Below are 22,658 nucleotides of genomic sequence, written 5' to 3'. Positions count from 1 at the left end.
AATGTGCCCAATTTTAAAAGGCTGGAGTGACTTAATACGTATTCTTTAAATGTGTTTGCTACTCTAAATACGTGCGTTCTTAAATTTAAAAAGAGGATCATTTAAAAAATGACCCTCTTTTCATATTTGGCAAATTCTAGAAATTAGTAGCCCGGGTTTTGAACTAAATTAGGGTTGAGAATAACCTGAGTGTTAGGTATTGGGAACAAATTCTTGTCTGTATTACCTACTGCAGAAGGATCTTTAAACGCCCAGTCTTTGGTGTATTGACCAAAACGAATTAAGTCATTACGTCTCCAAAATTCAGTGTATAATTCACGACCTCTTTCATCAATAATATCCTGATCGGTTAAACTTGTTAAAGGGGTTGCATCTCTTAATGTTCTCAACGCATTCATAAGAGTTAATGCATTATCTGAACTGGTTCCACCATTGTGAATGGCCTCAATTTTCATCAAATAAGCATCAGAATAACGGAAGAAAATTTCGTGCTCTCTAAAGGCACCGTTTCTCGGGTTGTATTTAATTACACGAATCCCCGTTTGCTCGCCGTTTTCTACAAGACTAGGTTGGCCGGTACTGGCGTCAACAAAATCACGTTTAAATTGTAAGGGCACATTACCTCTATCTGTAAGAGGAGCTCCATTTAGGGCGTATTGCTGGCCAATTAAGAATCCATAACCAACGTTTGAAGCATCAGCAAAGCCATCGTTATCAGCGTCAGTCATAAATTCCTGTCCAGTAAAAGCTACACCACGTTGTGCCACATAACCTCTGCGCTCTTCCTGTCCTTCACCTGGGTTGTTACTGTTAGCGGGACCTTCAAAAAGATCGTAATATTCAGCAAGTGTGGCAAAACCATTCCAACCACCACCTGTGTTATCAGGGTGGGTGAAGTTATAGTGCAGCGTATTCCAGATACGGTTACCGGTAGAGGTGTTGATATACCAGATGGTTTCAGTATCAGCTGTAGGCTCAAATAGTTCAAAGTAGCCATCGTGCAATGCGTATCCATCTTCTTCAATTTCTTCAACTAAAGAAATCACTTCATTCATATCTGAAGCAGCAGGACTTCCTGTTCCTTCATATATATGTCTATTCAAATGAAGTTTAGCCAATAGATAACGAGCCGCTGCTTGTGTTGCGCGTGGGTTGTCGTCTCCTGCAGAAGAACTCGGTAAGCCTGAAATAGCATTTTGTAAATCAGAAGCGATAAAAGCTACTGCATCTGCACCGGTAAGAACTTCGGGATTTTCACGTGGATCGGCTGTGGTATCTCTGTACGGAACCTGACCGAAATTATCTAATATCACAAACATACCTAAAGCTCTTAAGAAAGAGGCTTGTGCCCTTGAGTCAGATGAAGAAGCAGAGCGTTCGTCAAGTACTGTACTTGCGGTCAATTGCAACTCGTTCCACTGATCGAATACGGTTCTGATATATTGATGGTCTGCAGTCCAGGTGTGCTGGTGAAGCTGCCTCCAGATTCCGTTATCCCCCCAGTCAGATCCTCGGGTAGGTACTAATTGAGCATCGGTAGTAACTTCACTAAGAGCATACAGGTTTGCCTGATCACCAACATATCCTCTAATATTATTGTACATACCACTAACGGTACTAGCCGCTTCCTCAGCTGTAGGAATACCAGTAAAACCGTCAGTAAGTATTGAATCTGTCTCCTCAATTTCTAGATCGGTACAGGCACTAAAAGCTGTAACCGTTAGGACACTGAGAAAAACCAATTTAAATTTGTTTAGTCTTTTCATTTTATCAATTTTTTTAAGATTAAAATCTTGCATTTAAGCCAACTGTAACTGTAGTAGGTCTTGGGAATGACGTATAGTCAATACCTGCACTAGGAATACCACTACCAAAGTCACCGGTTGAAGAGGAAACTTCAGGATCCAAACCACTATACCCCGTGATCAGTAATAAGTTTTGACCAGTTACATTTACGCGCATCGATTGAATTGCAGAGCCCTCACGCATAGGAATGTTGTAACCTACAGAAGCGTTTTGAAGTCGTACAAAATCTCCGTTCTCTAAATAGAGAGTAGAAACTTCCTGTGAAACCAAAGCCAAACCATCAGATGTACTGTTTCTTGAAGTTAAGAATGTAGGTCTGTTTAAGAATGCGTTTGCAGTGTTGTTGTACACATAAAAACCGAACTGACCGGTAAAGAACGTAGAAAAATCCCAGTTTTTAACGCTCAGGTTAAGAGACAAACCGGTGTTCCAGTCTGGTAATGCATCTTTGCCAACAAAAACTTTGTCATCTGCAGAGAAATCAGGATTACCACTAGCATCTTCTGCATATTCAGCCATATAGTAGGAGAATAAGGATCTGCCTTCACCAAGTCTTTGAACAAACGCCCCGGTAAGACCAGGTCCATTTACTTCACCAAAATTTGCAACAGCACCATTTAATCCCGTTACCTCGTTATGGTTGTAAGAAATATTGAAAGAAGCTGAGAAGTTTACATCTTCAGTCTGTATAAGATCGTAGTTAAGAGCTAATTCCACACCTTTATTTATTACTTCTCCATCTTCAAGGTTAACAAATCGGAACGGATCAAATGCAGGAGCAGGAGCTGGTGATCTAAAAAGTAAGTCTCTTGTGGCTTTGCGATAAAGGTCAAGTGATCCATTAAAACGGTCATTATTAAATCCAAAATCAATACCAAAGTTTAGGTCTATTGTTGATTCCCATTTAAGATCAGGGTTTTGTACCGCAACAGTTTCGAGACCTGGTCTGTTAACAGTACCATCATCAGTAATACCAGGACCTCCAAAGCGCTGTCTGTTTAAATACTGAGCATAACCTAAACCTTCCTGGTTACCGGTAGAACCTGCACCAACTCTTAATTTAAGGGTTGAGAATGCATCGCCTATAAAATCTTCATCACCCAATTGCCAAGCGAATGCAGCAGAAGGGAAATATCCATATTTATTGTTTTCTCCAAAACGAGAAGAACCATCAGCTCTCATTGTGGCTGTAAGTAGATATTTTTCAGAAAATGTAAACTGTAATCGAGCAAAATAGGATTGTAATTCGTCTGTGTTATCAAAAGTGTCTAACCAAAGAGTTTCATAAACTCCGGTAAAAGATGGTAATACACCGCTGTCGTCAAAAGGTACAAGAGAATTTAAGAATGAATTAGCACCATTACTGTCATAACCAAATTGTTGATAAGGTACATTGATTCTTCCGCGAAGATCACTTACAGCACCTCTAAGAGCATCCTGCATATCTAACAGATTTGTTACAGGAGAACCATAACCTTGCGCATTGAATCCCTGACGTCTGAAATCCTGAAATGAATACCCTGCAAGTGCATCAATTTTGAAATTGTCAAATTCTTTAGCATAACGAAGGGTTGCTTCTAATAATTTGCTGGTGTTCTCCAGTGTATTGAAAGATGCCTGCCCATTATCAGTTACACGGTTAAAGTTATTGATGTTCGGAGATACCGAAGCTTGTGCCTCAGCGTCTGAGTTATCATAACCTAAACTTACTTTACCGGTAATGGCATCAGTAAATTTATATTCTGTAGATAAATTGATTAGATACCTGTTGGTATTTGTATTTGCATTGTAGTTGTTCAAATAGTTTGCGGGGTTCAAAAGGTTTCCCGCAAAAAAGAACTCAGGGTCAGCCGGCCAGGTAGGGTTAGCTGAGTAAGCAGCACCAATAAGGTTACCACTGGCTCCACCCTGCCCACTGATAGGTGGTGCTTCATCATTTACACGTGAATACGATGCCTGCAACGCAAAACTTAATTTATCATCAAAGAAACGCTGATTGGCGTTAAGACGCGTAGTGATACGCTCTTGAGAAGAGTTTTGGATAACCCCTTCTATATTACCATAACTTACGGTTGCACGTATATTACCTGAGTTGTAGTTATTCGAATAAGATAGGTTGTTGTTTGTAGATATTGTTGAACGGGTTATATAATCCTGCCAATCTGTATTAAAACCAAAGTCCAAATCATTAGCAATATCCTGCCCTCTTAACTCTTCAGTATTTGCAAGGAATTGTTGAGCATTAAATAAGTCATAGTTTTGAGCAGGAGCAGAAAAACTCATGTTTGAAGAAAATTCGAACACACCTCCCTGTGCACCGCGACCGCTTTTTGTGGTTACAATTACAACCCCATTAGCACCACGAGAACCGTAGATTGCTGTAGCAGAAGCATCCTTTAAGATAGAAATGCTCTCGATATCGTTAGGGTTGATAAAGTTTAACGGGTTTCTTGTAGCATTAGCACCATTGATGATATCACCTCCTGATGGTGTTGTTGACTCACCGGAAAGTGGAATACCATCCACTACGAAAAGAGGATTGTTGTTCGAGCGAATAGAGTTGGAACCACGGATACGAATATTATTACCAGCTCCTGGCTCACCACTATTTTGAGAAATGTTGACCCCCGCAGTTTTACCTTGAATAAGTTGTTCCGGAGATGCGATAGCACCCTGATTAAACTCTTCTGCGGTGACCGAAGAAACAGAACCGGTTGCATCACGTACGGTCGTAGTACCGTAACCAATTACCACCACTTCCTCAAGTGCCGCAGCATCTTCTTCTAGTGTTACATTTACGGTAGATCTTCCGTTAACAGCAACTTCCTGCTGTGCAAAACCTACATAACTGAAAACAAGTGTTGCATTTGAGGGAACATTATTTAAAGTATAGTTACCGTCAAAATCTGTTGTAGTACCATTGGTGGTTCCCTTAACAAGGACGTTAGCACCTGGTAATGGGCCGTTAGGCTCCGATACTGTCCCGGATACTGTTTGTGCATTCGCCATACCTGCCAGTAAAAGCGAAGCTAAAAACAACATACCTCTAAGTATTACATGCTTCATAAGTTTGAAATTTTTAATTGAATTATTTGGTTTTCCAAAAGTGTTTCTTGGTGATCAAATTTATATAAATAATTATTTAAAAATGGGCACTACAACGTTTAAGTAACGAAATCGATATCGTAATGAAAAATGTAAATTATACGTTTATCGACATTTTTTTATTGATAAATTAATAAGTTGATAAAATATACTCATAATTTTATCAAAAATTCAAAGCTTTTTGGAATAGGTTGAAAATGACCGTGTTGGTCTTCAAGCTTCAAAAAGGCTAATATTTTTATCTTAAAAATGTTAAATTTTATGAATTTTCGACTTAAAATGATAAATCGGACGCTAACAAAAAGCATAAAACGTCAGATTTGCGATTTTTGAGCATTTAGAAAATCAAGAAACCTTTATAGATAAAGAGCCTAAATCGATTAAGTATTTTTCTGTTTTAATGTAAAACTTACATTCGTTTTTAGCAGACTATATTTGCATTATGAAAGTTGATGTACTTGTACTTGGAGGAGGAGCGGCAGGTTTTTTTTCCGCAATTAATTGTTCCCAATTAAGCCCCGATTTATCTGTTGCCATTTTAGAACGCGGTGCCGAAGTTTTAGAAAAAGTGCGGATCTCCGGAGGAGGGCGCTGTAACCTCACCCACGCAGTTTTTGAGCCGAAACCCCTTACCGAATATTATCCGCGGGGCAAGCGCGAACTGTTAGGACCCTTTCATTCTTTTATGACGGGAGATACGATGCAATGGTTTGAAAATCTTGGAGTTGATCTTAAGATTGAAGATGACGGACGCGTTTTTCCGGTATCTAACAGCTCACAAACTGTAATTGATTGTTTTCTGAATCAGGCTGAGCAATTGGGTATTGCTATTTTTAAAAAGGCCACTGTTTTAAAAATCGAAAAGCAGGGCCTGTTATGGAGGGTAACGACAAAAAATCAATCTTTTGAGGCGCGGGTCGTAATCGTGGCTACCGGAAGCAATCCTAAAATACTTCAAATGCTTGGCGTTATGGGTTTTGATATTGTACCTCAGGTTCCTTCCTTATTTACGTTTAATATAACGGATACACGTATAAAAGATCTTGCCGGACTAAGTACAGATGCGGTTGTTTCTCTACTTGATTTGGATGAAAAGTATTTGGATATAGAAAATTCTGCCGTAGGTAAGGAAGGTGCCCGGGGTCCTGTTCTTGTCACACACTGGGGGCTTAGTGGTCCCGGTATTTTGAAGCTTTCTGCCTGGGGCGCGCGTAGCCTTAAAAATTTAAATTATGAATTTAAGATTAAAATTAACTGGCTGCCCGATTTTTCAAAGCAACAGGTTTTTGATTTGTTAAACCGCTATCGCCTGAAACTTGCAAAGCAAAACTTGTTTAAATACACTCCATTTAATTTGCCTAAACGTCTTTGGCAACGATTGATGACAGCTGCAGGTATTTCGGAAACGCAAAAATGGGCCGATCTTACTTCAGCTGAAATTTCAGCCCTCTCTGAGCAATTGTGTTCCGGGATTTTTCGCGTAAGCGGAAAAAGTACGTTTAAAGAAGAATTTGTGACAGCCGGAGGGGTTGATCTTAAGGAAGTTGATTTTAGAACTTATGAGTCTAAAAAGTTTGAAGGTCTTTATCTTGTAGGAGAAGTTTTGAATATTGATGCTGTAACCGGAGGCTTTAATTTTCAAAATGCATGGACCGGTGGGTTTATTGCTGCGCGGGACATAGCCGGCAAGTTGGTAGATGTTGAAACTAGTTGAGTCTCCAGATTTCAAAATTGAGGGCTGTGGCAAATCCCACCCAAATTATATAGGGTATGAGCAGGTAAGCAGCAACAGGATTTACAACTTTAAACCATTTGTACGTAAAGAGTAAGACGATAAAAAGTGTTACAATTATAAGTAATGCCGGTAGTATTAATCGCCCGCCAAAAAAGAAAATAGACCAGGAGGCATTTAAAATGAGCTGAAAACCAAAATGATACAAAGCGGTTTTCACCCATTTGTGATAGAAGCCCCTGTCCCAAACCAGTCCGGCAGCAATTCCCATTAATACGTACAACACAATCCATACCGGTGCAAAAAGCCAGGATGGTGGCGTAAAGAACGGCTTTTCGAGCGTTACGTACCACGTATTCACACTGGTCTGCGTTGCAATGGCAGCCAGAAAGGCCACCAGCAGGCAGATTGCGATGGGAATTAATATATGTAACGTTTTTCTGGTTGCCATGGTTAGTAGCTTGAGCCCAATTTATGAAATAATTGCAAGTTTAAGAGCTTTAAAATTGAGTAAGATACTTTCAAAAGTTGACAGAGGCTTTATATTTGCAGTATGACAATTACAAAATTTTTACCCGTCAAATCTGATGGTGTACTTCAGATGCAGTCGGTTAGCTATCAGTCTCCCAGCAATATTGCCCTTATTAAATACTGGGGGAAACACGGTTTGCAAATACCAAAGAATCCTTCTATAAGTTTTACCCTTAATACGTGCAGGACAACCACCACCCTGAGCTGGAACGAGCGTACTCAGCATAAAGATGATTACGAGGTAAAGGTTATTCTTGACGGTAAGCACAAACCGGGGTTTGAACCTAAAATTCATCAATTTTTTGGTCGCGTTGCCGAATATTTGCCCTTCATAAAGGATTATGCTTTTACAGTAGATACCAGTAATAGTTTTCCGCACAGCTCGGGTATCGCATCATCGGCGAGTGGTTTTAGCGCTCTGGCGCTTTGTTTGATGGAGATGGAACGGGAAATGAATCCGCAGATGAGTCAAAAGGCTTTTGATCAAAAAGCTTCGTTTATAGCCCGTTTGGGTTCCGGAAGTGGTTGCCGCTCTCTGAAAGGACCTTTGGTTGTTTGGGGTGAGCATCCCGAGATTAAGGGTAGCAGCGATATTTATGGAATAGAATATCCCTATCAGGTTAACCCGGTGTTTGATAATTATCAGGATGCTATTTTGCTGGTTGATCAGGGTGAAAAGCAGGTGAGTAGTACCGTAGGCCATAATCTGATGCATAATCACGCCTATGCTCCCAGTCGTTTTAGTCAGGCTATTGAAAACCTTTCGAGTCTCATCCCGGTTTTGGAAAGTGGGGATTTAGACCAATTCATAAATATTGTTGAGAGTGAAGCCTTAACGCTTCACGCCATGATGCTTACGAGTAATCCGTATTTCATTTTAATGAAACCCAATACGTTAAAAATTATTGAAAACCTTTGGCAATACCGCAGGGAAACTAAAATTCCGGTTTGTTTTACGCTTGATGCCGGGGCTAATGTTCACGTTTTATTCCCGCAGGAATACCGCGAAGATGTACAAGATTTTGTTAAAACTGAATTAAGCACGTATTGTCAGGATAATCGTTATATTTTTGACACCGTGGGCAATGGTGCTTTAAAATTGTAACTTTGCCTGTATTAATCTGTTAAGCTCGATGAAAGGACCTTTATTTTATTCAAAGATTTTATTGTTTGGTGAGTATGGCATCATCAAAAACTCTAAGGGTTTGTCAATACCTTATAACTTTTATAATGGAGCCTTAAAGGTTGATGAAAATCCGGACGAGGCCGCAAAGGCTTCAAACAGAAGTCTGGCTCGCTTTGCAGATTATCTGGCAACTCTTGAGCAGGAGAAACCCGAATTGGTGCGTTTTGATCTGGCAGAACTTAAGAAAGACATAGCTGCGGGAATGTATTTTGATTCAACCATTCCGCAGGGATACGGTGTAGGTAGCAGCGGAGCGCTCGTTGCCTCAATTTACGATAAATATGCTTTTGATAAGATTACGGTTCTTGAAAATCTAACCCGCGAAAAATTGCTGAAACTTAAAGCTGTTTTTGGCGAAATGGAGTCCTTCTTTCACGGTAAATCTTCAGGTCTTGACCCGCTAAACAGTTATCTGAGCCTTCCTATTTTAATAAACAGTAAAGACGATATAGAGCCTGCCGGCATACCTTCACAAACCCTTGATGGCAAAGGGGCCGTATTTTTATTGGACAGCGGAAGCGTGGGTGAAACAGCTCCTATGGTACAGATTTTCATGGAAAATATGAAGCAGGAAGGTTTCCGGAAAATGATAAAAAATCAGTTTGTAAAACATACCGATGCCTGCGTTGAAGATTTTCTTAAGGGCGATGTTAAGTCGTTATTCGGAAATGTAAAACAACTGTCAAAAACCGTCTTGCGTAACTTTAAGCCTATGATTCCTGCCAGTTTTCACGACTTGTGGAAACAAGGTCTGGATACAAACGACTATTACCTGAAACTTTGCGGCTCAGGTGGTGGTGGTTATATTTTGGGTTTTACCGAAGATATTGACAAGGCACGCGAAGCCCTAAAAGAGTATAAGCTGGAAGTGGTTTACAATTTTTAGATTCGGTTACTGAATTTTCCGGCTCGCTCAATTCCTTCAGATCTGAAGGTGTAATTACACTACTATGTCACATCTAAGCCGTAAAAACAAACTCTTACTTTTAAAATTCCTGAGTTTGTTTTCGGTTGTACGCGGCTATAATATTCTCATTATAGTAATCGCTCAATATCTGGCGTCCCTGTTTATTCTTTCTCCAGACCTTCCGCTTAAGGCTGTTATTTTTGATCTAAATCTTTTTTTGATTGTTCTGGCCACAGCTTTAGTCATTGCCGGCGGGTATATCATAAACAGTTTTTACGACAGTGAAAAAGATTTAATCAACAGGCCTCATAAAACCCGCTTAGATCATTTAGTGAGTCAAAAAAAAATATTGACCCTTTATTTTGTGCTTAACTTTTTGGCCATTATAGTAGCCAGTTATGTTTCCTTTTTTGCGGTGTTGTTTTTTTCGGGGTATATTTTCGGGATTTGGTTTTATTCCCATAAACTGAAGAAAATCGCTTTTTTAGGCAATTTGGTTTCTGCATCACTCGCACTTATCCCTTTCTTTGCGGTGTTTATTTACTACCGAAATTTTGAAACCGTAATCTTTGTTCACGCAACATTTTTGGGTCTTATCATTATGATACGCGAACTGGTGAAAGACCTTGAAAATTTAAAAGGCGATCTGGCACTGGGCTATCATACCATTCCGGTAGCTTACGGGGAACGTTGTGCAAAATCTTTAATCACCCTCCTGGGCGGACTTACCGTTATACCCACGTATTTTTTGATCAACAAGTTTGATGTGGGTCTCATGAATTATTATTTCTACGGCAGTCTGGTGCTTTTGGTGACTTTTCTATTTTGGCTCTGGCAATCAAAGGCAAAACCCCATTATGTGTTGCTGCATAATATCCTGAAATTGATTTTGGTTCTGGGGGTTTTTAGTATTTTACTCATAGATCCGGGACTTATAATCAAGCGATTTATATAAAAAAAAGCCATCGTTGAGATGGCTGTGGCTAAATTCAAAAAGCAGTTTAGTTATGCTTCGGGTTTCTTCACTTTATAGGTGAAGCTGTAAAAACGCATTTTGGTCAAGTCAGAGCCGCAGGACTTATAATTTAACCGGTCTTTAATATACTTCTCCATTACCTCATTTTTCGTTTTTACATCCAGGACAATTACAGTGCCTTTTTGTGTGATCATAAAATGAATGGTGTTTTCAATAAGTTCTTCTTCAAACTCGATTTGTGGCACGCCTAATAACTCAATGATCTTTTCCCGTATTTTTTGGCTCTCTGTTACGGGCTTAGGATCTGTTGCTGCTTGTAAAGCATTAAAACTTGATACAAACAAAAGGCTTAGAATAATGATTGCTTTTTTCATGGCTTTTTAGTTTTCGATTACAGGTCAAAGATATTGGGCTCGGGCGTCTCCGGGCTGATTTTCAGATTATGTAATTGTGTTTAAAAAGGGTTAAAGCGTAAAATGAAGCAGGCGTAACGATTTATAAACAATTGTAAATTCTTCAGGAACTCCCGGCTTTTTGTTTCAGTTTTAGTTGACTTTATGAGTTTTTGATAGTTAGGATTTGGTCTTGGATACTAATCAATTTGTTTTTAATAAAGCCAATTCGCTCTTACGTAAAGCAGAGGTTACGTTGGGATGAGCGACAGATGACGCAAAAGTATGCAGAGGTGTCTGTGCTTGGATGCCAAATGCTTTATTAAATATGTATCTTTGCCCAAAATTTTAACTATGAGCAGACATCAGGAAAGGAACAAGGGCGGAAAAGCGTCTGGTCGCGGTACTAATAATTCTAAAGGTAAAAGTCAGGCGCGAGGCAATGCACCTATACAGAAGGCAGCGCCTCAGGCAAGCCGTAATACTACACCTAACCCAAATAAAGGAGGAATCAGACTCAATAAATATATTGCCAACAGCGGTATATGCTCACGCCGGGAGGCTGATATGTATATTTCTACCGGGCAGGTCTCTGTTAATGGCGAAATCATCAATGAGATGGGATATAAAGTCAATCTTGATGATGATGTGCGTTTTGACGGGCGTCGCATAAATCCGGAAGCTAAAGCTTATGTGTTACTGAATAAACCCAAAGGTTTTTCGGTAACCACCAGCAATTCTAAAGGGATGACCGTGATGGATCTCGTGGCACCTGCCACAAAATCACGTATTCAGCCGGTGGGAAGATTGGGGCGCAATGCTACAGGCCTTATTCTTTTTACCAATGATGACAAAATGATGCAGAAGCTTACCAACTCTAAAGTGGGGATGCCGCGCCTTTTTCATATAGAATTAGATAAAAACCTTAAAGCCGAAGATTTAGAAAAAATCAAAAAAGGGCTTACGGTTCAGGGAAAAAAATATGAGGTAGAAGATATTAGCTATGTAGATGGAGCGCCTAAAAAAGAAATAGGACTCAAAATTCGCAACATCGGCAGCGGAATAATTCGTACCATTTTTGAACATTTGGAGTATCAGGTGGTGCGTGTTGACTGTGTTACACTGGGGCCTTTAACCAAAAAAGACCTGCCAAGAGGTAAATATAAACACCTGAGTCAGCAGGAAATTAACAACCTGATGATGCTTTAAGCTTTCCGTTTATTAAGTTGATACCTAAAAATACCGCGTTTAAAGCTTTATTTGTGAAAGAATTCATTCTTTCACAATACCTTAATAAAATGAGTTTGCGCTATATCATTTTCTTTTTTTATTTTTCAATTTCATAATCAATTAATGAATACTAAGTACATCGATCTTATAGATCAATCGTTTTACTTTCCACAGGAAGATTTTAAACTTGAAAACAATCAGCTTGAGTTTCACGACATCAATCTGATGGAGCTGGTAGAAAAATATGGAGCTCCGTTAAAGTTCAGTTACCTTCCTAAAATATCAGATAATATCAACAGGGCAAAAACCTGGTTTGCAGATGCAATAGCCAAGCATAATTATAAGGGAACTTATAGTTATTGTTATTGTACCAAAAGTTCTCATTTTAAGCATGTGCTTGACGAAGCGCTTAAAAATGATATACATATCGAGACCTCTTCTGCTTTTGATATCAATATTGTCAATAAACTGAAGGATAACGGTAAAATCGGAAACGATACCTATGTAATTTGTAACGGTTTTAAACGCGATCAATACATAGATAATATCGCAGATCTCGTCAATGGCGGGCATCAGAACTGTATTCCTATCATAGATAATTATGAGGAAATCAATCTCCTTACCGAAAGCATTAAAGGCGATTTTAGAATAGGGATCCGTATCGCTTCAGAAGAGGAGCCTAAGTTTGAATTCTATACGTCACGACTTGGTATAGGTTACAAGAACATTGTTCCGTTTTACGAAGACCAGATTAAAAACAACGATCAGGTTGAGCTTAAAATGCTGCATTTCTTCATCAACACCGGCATACGTGATAATGCCTATTATTGGAATGAGCTCAACAAATGTCTTAAAGTCTACATCAGGCTTAAAAAGATTTGCCCCACGCTTGACAGCCTGAACATTGGAGGAGGCTTTCCTATCAAAAATTCGCTGGCTTTCGATTATGATTATGCCTATATGGTAGATGAAATCATCAATCAGATTAAAATAACCTGCGATGAGGCCGAAGTGCCTGTTCCCAATATCTTTACCGAGTTTGGAAGCTTTACGGTTGGAGAGAGCGGTGGTGCTATTTATGAAGTATTGTACCAAAAGCAACAAAACGACCGTGAGAAGTGGAATATGATCAACTCCTCATTCATCACCACATTGCCCGATACCTGGGCGATTAGTAAGCGTTTTATCATGTTGCCTATCAATCGTTGGGACGATGAGTATGAGCGCGTGCTTCTGGGCGGTCTCACCTGCGACAGCGATGATTATTACAACAGCGAGCAGCACAGTAACGCGATTTACCTGCCGCGCTATAAAAAAGACAAACCTTTATACATAGGCTTCTTTAACACCGGTGCCTATCAGGAAACCATAGGTGGTTATGGAGGTTTACAACACTGTTTAATCCCTCAGCCTAAACACATTCTGATAGATAGGGATGAAAATGGTAACTTAACAACCCGTATATTTAATGAACAACAAAAGGCAGAACAACTGCTTAAGATTTTAGGTTATGAGTACAACTAAAAATTATGCCGGCATTCCTGATGAGTTTGCCAAGCTTGAGACTTCAAAGATTGTATTGATCCCTGTGCCTTATGACGGTACCAGCACCTGGGGTAAGGGAGCTGACAAAGGACCGCAAGCTTTTCTGGAAGCCTCTGAGAACATGGAAACCTACGATATCGAGACCGATACCGAGGTTTTTAAACAGGGCATTTATTTGGCTCCGGCGATTACTCAAAACAGCTCACCCGAAGCCATGGTTGCCGAAGTTCATAAGACCACAAAAGACTTCATAAAGCGCAATAAATTTGTCACCCTTTTTGGAGGTGAACATTCGGTTTCTATAGGTGCCATTAGAGCATTTAATGAGCTCTATGACAACCTTACAGTAATCCAGATCGATGCGCATGCAGATCTGCGTGAAGAATATATGGGCAGCAAATGCAATCACGCCTGTGCGATGTATGAAGCCAGCCAGAATACTAATTTGATTCAGGTAGGCATTCGCAGTATGGATGTGCTTGAAAAAACCGTAATGGATGAGGACAAAACCTTTTTTGCTCACCAAATGGTTCAGGACGAGTACTGGTTAGATAATGTAATAGATCTGTGTACCGAAAATGTATTTATAACCTTTGATCTGGATGGTCTTGACCCTTCAATTCTGCCTTCAACAGGAACTCCTGAGCCGGGCGGATTGTTCTGGTACGAGACTATGGACTTCCTGAAACGCGTTTTCGCAGAATGCAATGTGGTGGGGTTTGATATTATGGAGCTTTGCCCTAATCCTAATGATAAATCTTCAGACTTTTTAGCAGCAAAACTTTATTACAAGATGTTGAGCTATAAGTTTGAAGGAGAAGACGCAGAAGAAGAATATGATAACACGTATACCGCAAAAACTGGAAAAGGCGGTGTCAATAAATTCGATTTAGATGACGATGAAGACTAAGGGAGCAATCTCTCAATTTATAGAAAAATACTATTTACACTTCAATGCAGCTTCGGTTGTAGACGCTGCAAAAGCCTATGAAGCACAACTGGAGAACGGGGCCAAAATGCTCGTTTCTCTTGCAGGTGCAATGAGTACCGCAGAGTTGGGTAAGATTTTTGCCGAAATGATCCGTCAGGATAAAGTGCAAATCATTTCCTGTACCGGTGCAAACCTTGAGGAAGATATCATGAACCTTGTGGCGCATTCGCACTACAAGCGCGTGCCTAACTACCGTGATTTAACGCCGCAGGAAGAGTGGGATCTTTTAGAAAAAGGTCTTAATCGGGTGACCGATACCTGTATTCCTGAAGAAGAAGCTTTCCGCAGACTGCAACAACATATTTTCAAAATCTGGAAAGATGCAGATGATGCCGGTGAGCGTTATCTACCGCACGAATTCATGTATAAAATGTTGTTGAGCGGAGTGCTTGAAGAATACTACGAGATCGACCTGAAGGATTCCTGGATGTACGCAGCAGCCGAGAAAAACCTGCCTATTGTCTGCCCGGGATGGGAAGATAGTACAATGGGTAACATCTTTGCTTCCTATGTGTTGAAAGGAGAGCTTAAAGCATCTACGATGAAGTCGGGTATTGAGTATATGACCTTCCTTGCAGACTGGTACACAAATAACAGCGAGAATGGAATTGGATTCTTCCAGATAGGTGGTGGTATCGCAGGGGATTTCCCAATCTGTGTGGTGCCTATGCTGTATCAGGATATGGAACGAGAAGACACGCCTTTCTGGAGTTATTTCTGTCAGATTTCAGACTCAACAACCAGTTACGGTTCGTATTCCGGAGCAGTGCCTAACGAAAAAATTACCTGGGGTAAACTGGATATCAATACTCCAAAATTTATTATAGAGAGTGATGCAACCATAGTTGCTCCTCTTGTTTTTGCGTATTTGCTTGATATGTAAAGCAAATCTGCCAAAAGATTTAAAGCCTCATAAGCCTCGTGTTTATGAGGCTTTTTTCTGTTTTGTGTTTATAGGAGCATTAACAAAACTCATCAATCTTTAGATGTGCCTTAGAAGTATTGCTTATTTTCGCGTACTCATTTTTTACTATGACCTATCAACTAACAGTAGTCGTGCCGGTGTACAACGAAGAAGATAATTTGCTTCGTGTAGAACAGGTCTTTAAGGATTACTTCAAAATAGCAGACGTTCCCACACAGGTTTTATTTGTCAATGACGGCTCAAAAGATAACAGTCGGCAGCTTATTGAAGAAATTTGTACGCGCAGCAACGGTTTTCAGTATATATCCTTTCAAAAGAATTGTGGGCTGAGTGCCGCGATCAAAGCCGGGTTTGACTATACCAAAACGCCCTTGGTAGGTTATATTGACAGCGATTTACAAACCACTCCTGAAGATTTTAATATACTGCTCAAATACATTGGCGAGTACGATTTGGTTACCGGCCACCGTGCCGACCGTAAAGATTCTTTCGTAAAAAATATGTCGAGTACGATTGCCAATAAAATTCGCCGCGCCTTTACCCACGATGGGATGGACGACACCGGTTGTCCGCTTAAAATAATCAAGACAGACTATGCCCAGCGCATCCCTATGTTTAAAGGTTTGCATCGGTTTTTACCGGCGATGATTATGCTTCAGAATGGCAAAACCATTCAGGTCCCTATTCGTCACTTTCCACGTATTGCAGGCACAGCCAAGTTTGGCTTGTGGAACCGCCTCATAGGCCCGCTCATCGATTGTTTTGCCTATCTGTGGATGAAGAAAAAGTATATTAATTACCAAGTGGGCAAGAAGTCAGATGCATAGTCCGTTCTGGATATATACCATCGGGTTTTTGGCCCAGCTGATGTTCAGTGGGCGGCTCATTATACAGTGGTTTTTATCTGAAAAGCAAAAGCGCGTGCTTACGCCTTCAACTTTTTGGTGGCTGAGTCTGGGTGCTTCCTTTTTGCTTTTCGTTTACGGCTATTTGCGGGATGATTTTGCGATTATGCTGGGGCAAACGCTGACCTATTTTATTTACATCCGCAATCTGCAACTGCAGGGACAATGGGTAAAATCGCCCAAAGCCATCCGCTGGTTTTTATGGATTTTCCCCGTGCTCATAGTTATTTACGGTTATAATAACGGCGATTATGACGTGGATAAACTGTTTAGAAATGAGAATATTCCGCTTTGGCTTCTGCTTTTAGGCAGTATAGCTCAGGTGATTTTTACCCTTCGGTTTATTTATCAATGGATTTATTCCGAACGAAAGAAAAAATCAAGTCTGCCTCTAGGGTTCTGGTTGTTGAGCCTCGTAGGCGGACTCCTGATTTTAACCTACGCCATTTTACGCCGCGACCCGGTGCTTTTCGTAGGGCATTTAATGGGTGTTTTTATTTATTTTAGAAATATGCGACTCTCAATAGGAATTGATAAATCATGAACATTCCTGAAAAATATTATCCCGTTCTCCTCGTAGCGGTTTGCCTGCTGCTGTTTTTCCCGCATCTTGATGTGCTGTACGCAAACATTATGGAAGCGCGCAACTTCAACACTGCTCGCGAAATGCTGCATTTTGACAACTGGGTGTTTACCACGATGAATGGCGATGCGCGCTATGAAAAGCCTCCATTGCCCACCTGGCTCGCCGCTTTTTCGGCAGCTGTTTTTGGGTTGACTAAACTTTGGGCATTACGTCTGCCATCGGCTCTAATTACCACAGTTTTGGTTTTATTTAGTTATATGCTTTCGCGAAAGCGTCTCGGTCTCACGGCAAAGCAAAGCTTATATGCAGCACTTATTTTAGCGACCTCCTATTATGTGCTTTTTGCAGGGCGAAATGGTACCTGGGATATTTTTGCTCACGGCTTTATGCTGGGAGGTATCTACTTTTTGTTCGCGTTTTTCACCGAAACTAGCCGCAAGTATAAAAATGCCATCCTTGCCGGAATTTTTATAGGCCTGTCGTTTATGAGCAAAGGTCCTGTAAGCCATTTTGCGCTGCTTTTACCGTTTTTGATTGCCTATGCCTGGGTTTATAAATTCAGGAGTTTTAAGAGCAGGATAGTCCCATTTGCGGCACTGTTGATTATTGCTCTGGCACTTAGTGCCTGGTGGGCGTTGGCGATCTATTTTGGGGATTCAGACACCGCACAGGCTATTGCAGATAAGGAGTCTGCTGCCTGGGCCAATCACAATACCCGCGCTTTTTACTATTACTGGAGTTTTTTCACGCAAAGCGGAATCTGGACGGTTCCTGCATTTGTAGCCCTGTTATATCCCTATTTAAAATCCCGGGTTTCAGATCTCAAGGTGTATCGCTTCAGTCTGATCTGGACGCTGGCGGCTGTGGTTTTGCTTTCATGTATTCCGGAGAAAAAATCAAGATATCTGCTTCCTGTGCTCATTCCGCTGGCGCTTAATACGTCGTTTTACATCGAATATCTGGTGCGCTGCTTCAAAGCGTTTACCGATAAGCGCGAGACGTTTGCGGTTTATTTTTATTTCGGTCTGCTAACGCTTATAAATTTACTTGCAGGGCCTGCGGTATTGTATCTTTTTGCTTCAGATATGCAAACTACAGACTGGATTTGGTTTGCTCTTTTTCAGCTGAGTATGATTGCCATCGCATTCGTTTTTATTCGAAGCTTAAAAAGCAAAAGGATTGAGCCTGCGTTCTATTCGGTGGTTGCTATGTGTTGTGCCATCATCACTTTTGCCTTTCCGCTGGTGCGTTTGACCTATACCAATCCCGATTATCGCGAGATTGCTCCCGTAATTCGGCTTTATAAGGAAAGTGGAAAACCACTTTATTATCTGCAAACCAGCTCACCGGAGTTGATTTGGGATTTTGGAGAGCGGGTACCGGTTTTAATTTCTGAAGACGAAAGAGAATTGCCCAAAGCCGGCAGTTTTTATGTGGTAGTCGAGAAAGATCGGGTTGATGTTTTAGAGGAGCAACTTCCGGAATACAACCTGGAGCTCACCGAATGTTACGATGGTAACATCACTTCAAAAGCAGATCGCAATTACAAATCGCGGCGTATAGGCTGTATTTATAAAGCTACTAAGCGCTAGAAGGCCGCTGCTTTTTGGTTTTTTACAAACTCCCAAATCATAAAACCTGTCAGGATGAGATACTCCGTGGTAACAAGCCACAGGTTTTCTTCCACACCTTCAGGTTTGTAGGCCGAATAGCTCAGGATTACCACAAAACTCCATAAAATCGCAAAGCGAAAGCGTGTAAATACCGAGAGCAGGAGGGGTGTGGCGATGTACCAGGGATGCACGGTGGTTGAGAGCATAAAATAAGCCGTGCTGCCCAAAAGTAAGACGCCAAATACGCGTAGCGTAGTGTCGTTTTTTCTCAAAAAACCGAGCAATGCCAGGATGCCGATAACCACGAGCGGCAAAATTTTACCGGCAGTCTCAATAATATTATAACCCTTTACCTGAAATCCTACCCACCGAACGAGATAGTAGATGCTGGCGTTAAACTCAAATTTTTGAAACCAAAGCGCAATCGTTGCGGTGAAATGTTCCAGCAAAGCTGAATTTAAAAAAGGAAGAAAGCTTAGGGCGAAGACCAAAAGCACCACAACGTAATAGCGGCTCAGTCGCCACAGGGATTGAGTAAAGTTATTTTTTAAGTAGAGCCAAAAGTTTTGCGATTCGCTTGAAGGTCTAGCAGGCTTTATTAAAAATTGAAACAACAGCGGAAGCATCAGAAGCGGCAACAACTTTACCGAAATAGAGAGCGCCAGTAAAACGGCAGAAAAGAACCATTTCCCGGAATGCAGTAAATAAAGGGCTGCCAATAAAAAAAACAACATGACCCCTTCAAAATGCAGGTTGCCGGTGAGTTCGATCACAATAAAGGGATTGAGCATATACCAAAAAATCTGATGCTGTGGAAGCTTTAGTGCTTTGAGCAGCTTGCGGCCAAGCCATAAAACACCCAAATCTGCTGCGATGATGCACAGGCGTAAAACCAGTACCCCGCCAAAAATCGATTTGCCGGCAAACAAACCGGCCAGAGCAAAGAAAAACTGGTTTACCGGCGGATAGTTTGAATAATGCTGCCGGCTCAAAGAACCCATTCCGTTGAGGAGTTCGTTTGCCTGTGCTACGGGCAGGTTTCCTGTTTGTACCCACGCGTCAGGAGTTAATAGATATGGACTGAGGCCCTGAGCGATGAGTCGGCCGTCCCATAAAAAACGGTAGAAATCCTGGGATAAATTGGGTATGACAACCAGAAATACCAGTCGTACCAGAATTGCTAAAATCAGCAAGATTTTAAAATCAACCTTCAACAGTTGAATGAGCTTAAAGCTTATAAAAAATGAACCTGCGTAAAGTGTGATGAGTTTTATAAAATCACTGCGTTCCAGATCGTAAGCAAAAGCCGCGTAAAAAGCCAGAAGACTCAAAACGAGCAGAAGCTGAATTTTATAGGCTTTTAAAAGTTGAAGCATACGTATGGCACATGAATGTTCAAAAATAGGATTTTAATGCCTGCGCCAGCGATTGCAGCGGCATCCTTTAGGGCTGTGAAGCCCTAAAGATAGAGCGGAAAGCGCGGTGTTTGCGGGCCAAAAGCCCGAAAACAGGCGCCCATATACTTAAACCCGTGAAAAAATAGACTTAAAAGCGACAAAACCAAAGCCTGCAAATAACATCAGATGGAACAGGATGAGTCCAAAATCATTCAATTGAACAGCACTGTAAATGGCAAAGCCAAAATAAAGGAATAGTAAAGTCTCCAGCAGCGTGTTGAGTGAAAGGCTTTTTTTGAGGTAGATGTTTGATTTCCAGTTGTCGCCCAGTTTGCTGATGTTGAATTTCGGCGTACGTATAAACTCTGATTTTTTTCCGAAATGCCCCTCTAAAACAGCCAGCGAGTTGTGCACACTAAAGCCCATCGCAATCGAGAAAAAGGTAAAAAACATCCCGATGTAGTTGATGAAATTCTTGAAACCGCCCCCGTGTATGCGCTTGTAGGTCACCCAGTAGCAACCAAAGAAAATAAGCGTACTCAAGGCAAAACCTGCGATCACGTTGAAGTAGCCACTGTATGCAGGATTGTTGTTTTTGATATAGAGCACCGGGACGCTCAGGATTGCGACCAGTAAGACCAGCAAAAACATACTGCTGTTGAGCAGGTGGAAAAAACTGTGAAATTTAGTCTTCAAAGAAACCGAAGGGTCTTTGAGCAAACGGCCGTACAGCTTCTGAAAATTTTCTGCAGCGCCTTTGTTCCAGCGGAATTGTTGAGAACGCGCCGCACTAATGGCAACCGGAAGTTCGGCGGGTGTTTCTACATCAACCAGGTATTTAAAATCCCATTTTTTGAGCTGGGCGCGGTAGCTGAGATCGAGATCTTCGGTAAGGGTGTCGCCCTGCCAGTTTCCGGCATCAAGAATACAGGTTTTGCGCCAAATGCCCGCAGTACCGTTGAAGTTGATGAAGTGATGCCCAAAATTGCGGCCTACCTGCTCCAGCACAAAATGAAAGTCTAATGCAAATGCCTGAATGCGGGTTAGCAAGGAGTAATCGCGATTTAAGTGAGCCCAGCGGGTTTGTACCACACCGATGTTTTCACTTTTAAAATAAGGCACGGTTTTACGCAGCCAGTCTGCATTGGGCACAAAATCAGAATCAAAAATGGCGATAAATTCGCCTTTTGCGATGTCAAGCCCTTCTTTGAGCGCGCCGGCTTTAAAACCGCTACGGTTGGTGCGGGTGATGTGGGTTATGGGGATTCCGGCATTTTTTAAAACTTCTATTTTGGCGCGGGTGGTTTCGAGACTGGTATCGGTAGAGTCGTCAAGGACCTGAATTTCAAGTTTGTCTTTGGGATAATCCAGTTTCGCGATGTTGTCGAGCAGACGCTCTACGACGTAGAGTTCGTTATAAAGCGGGAGCTGTACGGTCACAAAAGGAACTTCCCCGGGATTATTCAAATCAAAAACCGGAGCATTTTCTGTTTTTTTGCTGGCCTTGAGGTAGTTGATGAGCAGGTTGAGCTGTGCCAGACTGTACAGAAAAATAACTGCCAGCGCAAGGGTATAGATAATGATGATTGCGGTTTCCATTATTTAAAACTGTACTTAAAAATCCAACCCAGAATTTTTATACCGGCAAATATAGCACCTTTAACGGTTCCCGAAACTTTAGAGACGCCTATACGATTGCGGTATTTTACAGGGATTTCTACATAACTGTAGTTTTTGCGCAGGGCTTTGAGCTGCATCTCGACCGTCCAGCCGTAGGTCTTGTCTTCCATATTTAAAGCCAAAAGCCTGTCGTATTTGATGGCGCGAAAGGGTCCCAGGTCCGTAAAACGGGAATTGAAAAACCAGCGCATCAGGGTAGTTGCAAGCTTGTTGCCGAAGCGCTGCGGGAAAGTCATACTGCCATTTTCGCGCAGGTGTTTTACCCGGGCGCCAATGACAAAATCTAGGTCTTTTTCAATAATAGGAGCCACCAGTTCCTTGAGTTGCTCGGGATAGTCGCTGTAATCCCCGTCCAGAAAGACCACGATGTCTGGCTTTTCAGATTTGGCGGCGATATAGTCCATTCCCTTGAGGCAGGCATAGCCATAGCCGGGTCTGGTTTCTGCCAGCACAGTGGCACCTGCCTCAGTTGCTACGGTTTCGGTGGCGTCTGTAGAATTGTTACTCACTACGATGACTTCGCTTACGATGTCTTGAATATCGCCCACAACCAGGCCTATGGAGTCTTCCTCGTTAAAGGCCGGTATGATTACGTTGATGTTATACATTAAAATCGGGCGTTAGGGTTATCTTTTTTAAATTGCGAAACACTGGTCCAGGAGCCGATACGAATATCATTTTTATACCGTTCTGCCTTAAAAAGTGTCCCATTTTTATAGATTAAGGCATAACCCTGACGGCTGCCGTATTTAAATTGTACTTTTTCTGAAATGCCGCCCGGTCTGTGGAAAATCCACCAGTCTGCAGCCTCATCATTTTTATAATGCCCTTCTTTAAGCAGTTGCTCGTCTGCTGCGTAAAAATACCAATATCCATTCTTTTTATTATCAATATAAGATCCTTTGGCATTAAGGTTTCCATCCCTGTTGTAAAAATACCAGTAATCGGTTTTTGATTCATTGAGCAACCAGCCTTCGGCTTTGAGGTTTCCGTTTTCATAATAGGTTTTGCTGTAGTGTTTTCCGCTTTGCGAAAAACCTACCGCACACACTAAAAGAATTATCAGTCGTAAAATCATTTGCCGTCTTTAAGTTGAATGAATAAAAGTACCTGACACCGGGTGTGAGGCATTAAGTATACGAGAATAAAGT

Annotated in this window: 19 protein-coding genes; 11 read left to right on the top strand and 8 right to left on the bottom strand. The window is 41.3% G+C overall.

Going from position 1 to position 22,658, the window contains the following annotated elements:
• Positions 1-143: 143 nt before the first annotated feature.
• Both LLW17_RS09350 and LLW17_RS09345 read right to left on the bottom strand, forming a co-directional pair.
• Entirely contained in the window at positions 144-1,766 is a 1,623-nt protein-coding gene (locus LLW17_RS09350; protein WP_228229989.1) for a RagB/SusD family nutrient uptake outer membrane protein, read from the bottom strand.
• A 19-nt stretch (positions 1,767-1,785) separates the two neighbouring features.
• The gene (locus tag LLW17_RS09345) at positions 1,786-4,872 is read right to left on the bottom strand and encodes a SusC/RagA family TonB-linked outer membrane protein (RefSeq protein ID WP_228229988.1); all 3,087 of its coding nucleotides are present in this window, start codon (positions 4,870-4,872) and stop codon (positions 1,786-1,788) included.
• Between the two features lie 481 nt (positions 4,873-5,353).
• On the opposite strand from LLW17_RS09345, the gene LLW17_RS09340 reads away from it, so the two are divergent.
• Positions 5,354-6,625 carry a BaiN/RdsA family NAD(P)/FAD-dependent oxidoreductase gene (locus LLW17_RS09340; RefSeq protein ID WP_228229987.1) on the top strand — a complete coding sequence of 424 codons (1,272 nt, stop codon included), beginning with the start codon at positions 5,354-5,356 and terminating at the stop codon, positions 6,623-6,625.
• On the opposite strand, the gene LLW17_RS09335 is transcribed toward LLW17_RS09340, so the two are convergent.
• A complete protein-coding gene (locus LLW17_RS09335) occupies positions 6,618-7,094 on the bottom strand; it encodes a TspO/MBR family protein (protein WP_228229986.1) in 477 nt (158 codons plus the stop codon). The two genes, LLW17_RS09340 and LLW17_RS09335, sit on opposite strands and share 8 nt — an antisense overlap.
• A gap of 102 nt (positions 7,095-7,196) precedes the next feature.
• Between LLW17_RS09335 and LLW17_RS09330 the strand changes: the two genes are divergently transcribed.
• From LLW17_RS09330 to LLW17_RS09320, 3 genes are all read left to right on the top strand, one after another.
• A complete protein-coding gene (locus LLW17_RS09330) occupies positions 7,197-8,279 on the top strand; it encodes a diphosphomevalonate decarboxylase (protein WP_228229985.1) in 1,083 nt (360 codons plus the stop codon).
• Between the two features lie 28 nt (positions 8,280-8,307).
• Positions 8,308-9,246 (top strand): mevalonate kinase family protein, encoded by a 939-nt coding sequence (locus LLW17_RS09325; RefSeq protein WP_228229984.1) that lies wholly within the window; start codon positions 8,308-8,310, stop codon positions 9,244-9,246.
• A gap of 64 nt (positions 9,247-9,310) precedes the next feature.
• Positions 9,311-10,222, top strand: coding sequence for a geranylgeranylglycerol-phosphate geranylgeranyltransferase (locus LLW17_RS09320; protein ID WP_228229983.1), 912 nt, complete (start codon positions 9,311-9,313; stop codon positions 10,220-10,222).
• A gap of 50 nt (positions 10,223-10,272) precedes the next feature.
• Here the strand turns inward: LLW17_RS09320 and LLW17_RS09315 are convergent, their stop codons facing one another.
• Positions 10,273-10,617 carry a hypothetical protein gene (locus LLW17_RS09315; protein WP_228229982.1) on the bottom strand — a complete coding sequence of 115 codons (345 nt, stop codon included), beginning with the start codon at positions 10,615-10,617 and terminating at the stop codon, positions 10,273-10,275.
• Between the two features lie 372 nt (positions 10,618-10,989).
• On the opposite strand from LLW17_RS09315, the gene LLW17_RS09310 reads away from it, so the two are divergent.
• The 7 genes from LLW17_RS09310 to LLW17_RS09280 all read left to right on the top strand — a co-directional run bounded on the left by LLW17_RS09310 (position 10,990) and on the right by LLW17_RS09280 (position 18,409).
• Positions 10,990-11,844: a pseudouridine synthase gene (locus LLW17_RS09310; RefSeq protein ID WP_228229981.1), complete on the top strand. Its 855-nt coding sequence runs from the start codon at positions 10,990-10,992 to the stop codon at positions 11,842-11,844.
• Between the two features lie 144 nt (positions 11,845-11,988).
• The gene (locus LLW17_RS09305) at positions 11,989-13,389 is read left to right on the top strand and encodes an arginine decarboxylase (RefSeq protein ID WP_228229980.1); all 1,401 of its coding nucleotides are present in this window, start codon (positions 11,989-11,991) and stop codon (positions 13,387-13,389) included.
• Complete coding sequence (gene speB / locus LLW17_RS09300; protein ID WP_228229979.1) at positions 13,376-14,320, top strand: agmatinase; 945 nt, start codon at positions 13,376-13,378, stop codon at positions 14,318-14,320. Before LLW17_RS09305 ends, speB begins: the two co-directional genes overlap by 14 nt.
• Entirely contained in the window at positions 14,310-15,284 is a 975-nt protein-coding gene (locus LLW17_RS09295) for a deoxyhypusine synthase family protein (protein WP_228230031.1), read from the top strand. The genes speB and LLW17_RS09295 overlap by 11 nt, the downstream gene beginning before the upstream one ends.
• 149 nt (positions 15,285-15,433) lie before the next feature.
• Positions 15,434-16,153, top strand: coding sequence for a glycosyltransferase (locus LLW17_RS09290; RefSeq protein WP_228229978.1), 720 nt, complete (start codon positions 15,434-15,436; stop codon positions 16,151-16,153).
• Positions 16,146-16,775 (top strand): lipid-A-disaccharide synthase N-terminal domain-containing protein, encoded by a 630-nt coding sequence (locus tag LLW17_RS09285; protein WP_099647221.1) that lies wholly within the window; start codon positions 16,146-16,148, stop codon positions 16,773-16,775. The genes LLW17_RS09290 and LLW17_RS09285 overlap by 8 nt, the downstream gene beginning before the upstream one ends.
• A complete protein-coding gene (locus tag LLW17_RS09280) occupies positions 16,772-18,409 on the top strand; it encodes an ArnT family glycosyltransferase (protein ID WP_228229977.1) in 1,638 nt (545 codons plus the stop codon). Before LLW17_RS09285 ends, LLW17_RS09280 begins: the two co-directional genes overlap by 4 nt.
• Here LLW17_RS09280 and LLW17_RS09275 read toward each other — a convergent pair.
• The 4 genes from LLW17_RS09275 to LLW17_RS09260 form a co-directional block, all read right to left on the bottom strand.
• Positions 18,406-19,806 carry an MptA/MptB family glycosyltransferase gene (locus LLW17_RS09275; RefSeq protein WP_228229976.1) on the bottom strand — a complete coding sequence of 467 codons (1,401 nt, stop codon included), beginning with the start codon at positions 19,804-19,806 and terminating at the stop codon, positions 18,406-18,408. The two genes, LLW17_RS09280 and LLW17_RS09275, sit on opposite strands and share 4 nt — an antisense overlap.
• 147 nt (positions 19,807-19,953) lie before the next feature.
• Positions 19,954-21,426 (bottom strand): cellulose synthase family protein, encoded by a 1,473-nt coding sequence (locus tag LLW17_RS09270; RefSeq protein WP_228229975.1) that lies wholly within the window; start codon positions 21,424-21,426, stop codon positions 19,954-19,956.
• Positions 21,426-22,115 carry a glycosyltransferase family 2 protein gene (locus tag LLW17_RS09265; RefSeq protein ID WP_228229974.1) on the bottom strand — a complete coding sequence of 230 codons (690 nt, stop codon included), beginning with the start codon at positions 22,113-22,115 and terminating at the stop codon, positions 21,426-21,428. Before LLW17_RS09265 ends, LLW17_RS09270 begins: the two co-directional genes overlap by 1 nt.
• Positions 22,115-22,585 (bottom strand): toxin-antitoxin system YwqK family antitoxin, encoded by a 471-nt coding sequence (locus LLW17_RS09260; protein WP_228229973.1) that lies wholly within the window; start codon positions 22,583-22,585, stop codon positions 22,115-22,117. The genes LLW17_RS09265 and LLW17_RS09260 overlap by 1 nt, the downstream gene beginning before the upstream one ends.
• Positions 22,586-22,658: the final 73 nt, after the last annotated feature.

It is taken from the genome of Leeuwenhoekiella parthenopeia, assembly GCF_020782115.1.
Taxonomy (GTDB): domain Bacteria; phylum Bacteroidota; class Bacteroidia; order Flavobacteriales; family Flavobacteriaceae; genus Leeuwenhoekiella; species Leeuwenhoekiella parthenopeia.
This window is presented reverse-complemented; position numbering and strand designations above follow the sequence as displayed.

Excerpts from the sequence above, each read along its gene's own strand:
- LLW17_RS09350 (WP_228229989.1), bottom strand. The coding sequence starts at position 1,766 with ATGAAAAGACTAAACAAATTTAAATTGGTTTTTCTCAGTGTCCTAACG.
- LLW17_RS09345 (WP_228229988.1), bottom strand. The coding sequence starts at position 4,872 with ATGAAGCATGTAATACTTAGAGGTATGTTGTTTTTAGCTTCGCTTTTA.
- LLW17_RS09340 (WP_228229987.1), top strand. The coding sequence starts at position 5,354 with ATGAAAGTTGATGTACTTGTACTTGGAGGAGGAGCGGCAGGTTTTTTT.
- LLW17_RS09335 (WP_228229986.1), bottom strand. The coding sequence starts at position 7,094 with ATGGCAACCAGAAAAACGTTACATATATTAATTCCCATCGCAATCTGC.
- LLW17_RS09330 (WP_228229985.1), top strand. The coding sequence starts at position 7,197 with ATGACAATTACAAAATTTTTACCCGTCAAATCTGATGGTGTACTTCAG.
- LLW17_RS09325 (WP_228229984.1), top strand. The coding sequence starts at position 8,308 with ATGAAAGGACCTTTATTTTATTCAAAGATTTTATTGTTTGGTGAGTAT.
- LLW17_RS09320 (WP_228229983.1), top strand. The coding sequence starts at position 9,311 with ATGTCACATCTAAGCCGTAAAAACAAACTCTTACTTTTAAAATTCCTG.
- LLW17_RS09315 (WP_228229982.1), bottom strand. The coding sequence starts at position 10,617 with ATGAAAAAAGCAATCATTATTCTAAGCCTTTTGTTTGTATCAAGTTTT.
- LLW17_RS09310 (WP_228229981.1), top strand. The coding sequence starts at position 10,990 with ATGAGCAGACATCAGGAAAGGAACAAGGGCGGAAAAGCGTCTGGTCGC.
- LLW17_RS09305 (WP_228229980.1), top strand. The coding sequence starts at position 11,989 with ATGAATACTAAGTACATCGATCTTATAGATCAATCGTTTTACTTTCCA.
- speB (WP_228229979.1), top strand. The coding sequence starts at position 13,376 with ATGAGTACAACTAAAAATTATGCCGGCATTCCTGATGAGTTTGCCAAG.
- LLW17_RS09295 (WP_228230031.1), top strand. The coding sequence starts at position 14,310 with ATGAAGACTAAGGGAGCAATCTCTCAATTTATAGAAAAATACTATTTA.
- LLW17_RS09290 (WP_228229978.1), top strand. The coding sequence starts at position 15,434 with ATGACCTATCAACTAACAGTAGTCGTGCCGGTGTACAACGAAGAAGAT.
- LLW17_RS09285 (WP_099647221.1), top strand. The coding sequence starts at position 16,146 with ATGCATAGTCCGTTCTGGATATATACCATCGGGTTTTTGGCCCAGCTG.
- LLW17_RS09280 (WP_228229977.1), top strand. The coding sequence starts at position 16,772 with ATGAACATTCCTGAAAAATATTATCCCGTTCTCCTCGTAGCGGTTTGC.
- LLW17_RS09275 (WP_228229976.1), bottom strand. The coding sequence starts at position 19,806 with ATGCTTCAACTTTTAAAAGCCTATAAAATTCAGCTTCTGCTCGTTTTG.
- LLW17_RS09270 (WP_228229975.1), bottom strand. The coding sequence starts at position 21,426 with ATGGAAACCGCAATCATCATTATCTATACCCTTGCGCTGGCAGTTATT.
- LLW17_RS09265 (WP_228229974.1), bottom strand. The coding sequence starts at position 22,115 with ATGTATAACATCAACGTAATCATACCGGCCTTTAACGAGGAAGACTCC.
- LLW17_RS09260 (WP_228229973.1), bottom strand. The coding sequence starts at position 22,585 with ATGATTTTACGACTGATAATTCTTTTAGTGTGTGCGGTAGGTTTTTCG.